The 248-nt window shown below is 38.3% G+C and carries 1 protein-coding gene; it reads left to right on the top strand.

Going from position 1 to position 248, the window contains the following annotated elements; genetic code table 11:
* The coding region (locus NF27_RS06900; protein WP_039457417.1) for a type IV secretion system DNA-binding domain-containing protein at window positions 1-248 on the top strand (248 nt) is incomplete at both ends.

Raw genomic sequence — 248 nt, 5'->3', positions numbered from 1 at the left:
GTTTATATTTGACGAGCTAGGATCGTTAAACTATTTACCTTCATTAGAGCAGGGGTTAACTATCACCCGAAACTACGGAGGATGTTTTTTAGTCGGGATACAGTCGATTTCACAATTGTATGAGAAATACGGGCATAATGTAACTGAAACATTAAGTGCTAACTGTAAGAATAAAGTAATATTAAATGCAGCAGACGCTAAAACGGCAAGGTGGTGTGCAGATACCATAGGGAACCAAGAAGTAGAGA

It is taken from the genome of Candidatus Jidaibacter acanthamoeba (genome assembly GCF_000815465.1).
GTDB lineage: Bacteria > Pseudomonadota > Alphaproteobacteria > Rickettsiales > Midichloriaceae > Jidaibacter > Jidaibacter acanthamoebae.
This window is presented reverse-complemented; position numbering and strand designations above follow the sequence as displayed.